3 protein-coding genes and 1 tRNA gene are annotated in these 3,982 nt (G+C 46.4%); all 4 read left to right on the plus strand.

All coding sequences use genetic code 11. The features are described from left to right. Positions 1-145: 145 nt before the first annotated feature. The 4 genes from ABYV26_RS22405 to ABYV26_RS22420 all read left to right on the plus strand — a co-directional run bounded on the left by ABYV26_RS22405 (position 146) and on the right by ABYV26_RS22420 (position 3,729). A tRNA-Arg gene (locus ABYV26_RS22405) sits at positions 146-222 on the plus strand. A gap of 452 nt (positions 223-674) precedes the next feature. Then, positions 675-926 carry a hypothetical protein gene (locus ABYV26_RS22410; RefSeq protein ID WP_372683581.1) on the plus strand — a complete coding sequence of 84 codons (252 nt, stop codon included), beginning with the start codon at positions 675-677 and terminating at the stop codon, positions 924-926. Between the two features lie 448 nt (positions 927-1,374). Beyond that, complete coding sequence (locus ABYV26_RS22415) at positions 1,375-2,355, plus strand: nucleoside recognition domain-containing protein (protein WP_372683582.1); 981 nt, start codon at positions 1,375-1,377, stop codon at positions 2,353-2,355. A gap of 414 nt (positions 2,356-2,769) precedes the next feature. Further along, the gene (locus ABYV26_RS22420; RefSeq protein ID WP_372683583.1) at positions 2,770-3,729 is read left to right on the plus strand and encodes a diacylglycerol kinase family protein; all 960 of its coding nucleotides are present in this window, start codon (positions 2,770-2,772) and stop codon (positions 3,727-3,729) included. Positions 3,730-3,982 lie beyond the last annotated feature (253 nt).

Here is a 3,982-nt window from a genome sequence, read left to right on the forward strand (position 1 = left end):
AGCTTGTACGGCGGCCACTGGAAAGACGTGTGATGACCTTTTAGAATTTTTATAACTATGAATTGATATTTATGCTGAAAATAGGTATTGGAAGTGATAGTTTGTTGCGAACCAATGTGAAAGCATTGGCCGGATATGGAAATACGCGCCCGTAGCTCAGCTGGATAGAGCGCCGGACTTCGAATCCGTAGGCCGCCCGTTCGAATCGGGCCGGGCGTACCAAATATTTCGATAGGTTAACCTATTTGGTTGGCCTATTTTTTTTCCAAAATCGGCCATTGTGCCCGAAATTGTGCCCACGATTGATTCCAGATACCCTTGCTGCATAGCTGCAGCGGCTTTTAAGTCCACGTCGCTGACGATATGGTACCGGTCGAAAACCGACCTCGTGTTTTGACCAGAAATCATCATCTCAACACGCTCAGGGAAACCGGAACGCACCATAGTTTCCAGCCGCAGTTCTTCTGAAATCATGAAAAATGGTTCTGGCGGCAAGACTCCTTGCCATTTTAGAACATACTCGATGCCAACCTTGTAGCCATACCCGAGACCGACCCGACGACAAGAATCGTTCCATGCTTTCCGGATACCTACGGCAGACAAAACCAGCCACTCGATACCAACCATTTAATGATTACCATTGTATTACCTGCGATAAAAGGAGGTGGTAAACCATGTTGAAAATTGGCAAAAAGACAAAGTTGGCTTCTGAAGAGGTTATTCATCAGGCATCAAGGTTCTTCGGCAAAGGTGGGGAGGGATTAGTAGAAAATGAAATGCACTCGTGCCTTCCATGCCACATCACTTTTGAAGGTGGTGGGGGGTATGTGGCGATCTCAATTAATGATGAAGAAAAGCACAGGATGGTAGATGTTGAAACAAGGGAATTTGAGTATCAAGCTAAAAAATTTTTAGAAAGAGTTTGATAGGGACAGACGCGTGAATCCCACAGCAGAATGCAAGAATTTGGTGGAATCTGCCATACACTGGGAAACAGCCAGCGCCGACCACATGTGTTTTACCCTGGGGTTGCCAGCAGGAAGGACGCGCAGGACTGATCAACCAGCATCCGCATGGTGGTATGCGAATCGATGCACGATACCAGTAATGCGTTCGACGATTGTACCGACCCTATGAATTAGTTGATATTCCATGTAAATAAACTCATGGTTTTCCAACCATGGTTCAGTTTGATCGCCCAGCCGTAGAAGTTGGTTGATTGGGTTCATATTGGTTTGAATTCATCCCCGACAACAAATCTCCATTCACTAAAAATTTATTTCCCTAACCAAAATAACAAGTATACACATTTAGGTTTTCTTGATATAAATTCATGCTTGTTGTTTCAGCTAAAAATAACTTACTGATTTAAAAATGTATATGCAAACATCAAACAGCAAATTGAGGCTCAGCCTGACCTCCGGATTGGCAAAGGGGTGGAGCGGTTTTGTCTGGATGCTGAAGATTCTTGTACCAATTTCTCTTTTAACGTCCTTACTTACCTGGTCCGGCTGGATAAACCGCTTAGATTTCGTATTTGAACCGGCCATGGGTGTGATCGGTCTACCCCCTATGGCTGCAATTCCCCTTATTGCAGGCTTGACAACCGGTATTTACGGCGCCATTGCGGCCATGGCTCCCCTGCCGCTGACAGCAGACCAGATGACCCTTTTGGCAATTTTCATCGTCATTTCACACAACTTGATTCAGGAAGGTGTCGTTCAGAGCAAATCAGGACTTCCGTTTACAAAGGCAACCCTTTTCCGCTTGATCGCCTCTTTACTGACGGTGATGCTCGTTTCCCGGTTTTTGGGTCATGAAACAGCAAAGGATGCATTGGCAAGCACCACGGACATAATGCGCATACCGTTATTCGCAATGCTCAAAACATGGGTGACAACCAATGTGGTCCTTGCTGCAAAAATGTTAGCTATAATCGTGACGCTCATGATCACTCTTGAAATCATGAAAAGTTACAAGATGATTGATCGTATCCTTCGGGTGATTGCCCCTGTGCTAAAAACCCTCGGACTCGGCAAGCAGACCGGATTCCTGTGGTTCACCGCCGCCATCTTCGGATTGACCTATGGTGCTGCTGTCATTGTGGAGGAAACAAAAACAGGACATTTTTCAACAGATGAGCTTGAGCGTTTGCAAATTTCAATCGGCATCAATCATGCCATGATCGAAGACCCGGCGGTGTTTCTGGCTTTAGGACTCAGCCCTTTCTGGCTCTGGGTGCCACGACTCGCCGCTGCCATCATCGCCGTTCAACTTTTCATCATTTTTAAGCGATTGATGTCTCTTCCAAGTTTTTCCAAGTTTTTATTGTGGCCCAAAAGATGGGTGGATTGATTGGCTATGGTCCAGTAGTATTAAGCTTGATTGTGCCTAAATGGTGCCCGTCAAGGTCAAAAGGTATCAAAGAAAAACAAACGAAACCAAAAACACCTTTAGAATTAAAAAAATCAACTATTTCAAATTATGCGTGTTTCGCTTTATCAAACATTCGGTCTTCGAATCTTAGGCCACAGGTTCGAATCCTGCCGGGCGTACCAACTACTATCAAGGGGAGACAGATTCAGCTGTTTCCCCTTTTTTATCAATGTCTGAATCCGTGGTTGAAAAACCTCGGAATCCATCATTCAGGTTGACCATTGCCTGACTTTCGGCTTCGCAAAAAGAACCTGGGCATGTGTGGCTGAATAAGTTCAAGCTGTTTTCCGAAGGGCAGTAGATGAAAAAAAATAGGTAGGGTTTGAGCTTTTCATGAATCAAAACCAATCAGCTGTTATTATCTATAACCCTATGGCCGGGCGGGGAAATGCGGTTCGCTTTGCCGAGCGATCAAGGCAAAGGCTCGAAAGGAGCGGCTGGAAAGTGAAAGCCTTGCTCCAAACCGAATATGCAGGCCATGCTGAGCATATACTTTCGCCAAAATGGTCGACTGACGTCGCACTCATCGTTGTGGTGGCAGGTGACGGTACCCTCAGGGAGGTGTGCGCCGGCCTTGACCCAAAATATGGCCAAGCAGTGATTGCATTCATACCGATGGGTAATGCAAATGTAATAGCACGGGAACTGAATATTCCCCTCGATCCGGAAAAAGCGGTTACGCTCTTGACCGAGGGGGCCCCGAGCCCTATGGACGTTGGGGTGTTGACGCTAAATACCGGAGAACGAAAGTTGTTTTTGGCGATGGTTGAGGTCGGTTACGGTGCAAAAATCGTCCATTTGGTGGATGATTTTAGGCGGCGATGGCTGAAGAGGCTCTATAAAATTTCAGGTGATTTACTATATGCCATTGCTGGTGTTTTGGCGCTATCTCCAAAAACGCATATACCCTTTTCCATGAAAATCGATGGCCGTGAGGCGCACTTGGATATCAAACATAGTGTTATCGCCAACACAGAAACCTATGCCACCGGATGGTCCATGACCCCTGGGGCCAGATCCGATGACGGGGTGCTAAATGTTATCACTCGGACGGATTGCAGTTTATTGAACACCATAAAATTGCTGTCGATGGCTATCCGTAAAAAGCGACTGCCCCCTGCGCTGGCTCGTTACAGCCGGGCACGCAGAATTGAAATTAGCAGTGAACATCGGATTTGTATCCAAATGGATGGTGATCCAATGCCTGCTTGTAAAGAATTTTCGGTAGAAGTGTCTCCGCGCCATTTTCAAATTCTAATCCCCCAAGGAGGAAAATCTGAAAGCGGTGGTTGAGTTTTTCCCGGTGGTGATCACCAAACCTTCACCCAAACTGAACGATTCACCTTTCTCGAAGAAGGTCAATCGGTTACGATCCCAGTTGGATACCATCGACAGTTTGTTTCAAAAGGTGAAACCCATTGGGTTTGCCGATCTCACCCCATCTTCGGCGTTAGGTGTCGCCGCGCATCGTCCACTATAGCGCGACGACATCTGCCTTGAATCTGCGGCAAGCTCGACAATCGCTCAGATTGGACTTCATTAAGGG

The sequence above is a fragment of the Desulfosarcina sp. genome, from assembly GCF_041551955.1.
In the GTDB taxonomy this organism is placed as follows: Bacteria; Desulfobacterota; Desulfobacteria; order Desulfobacterales; family Desulfosarcinaceae; genus Desulfosarcina.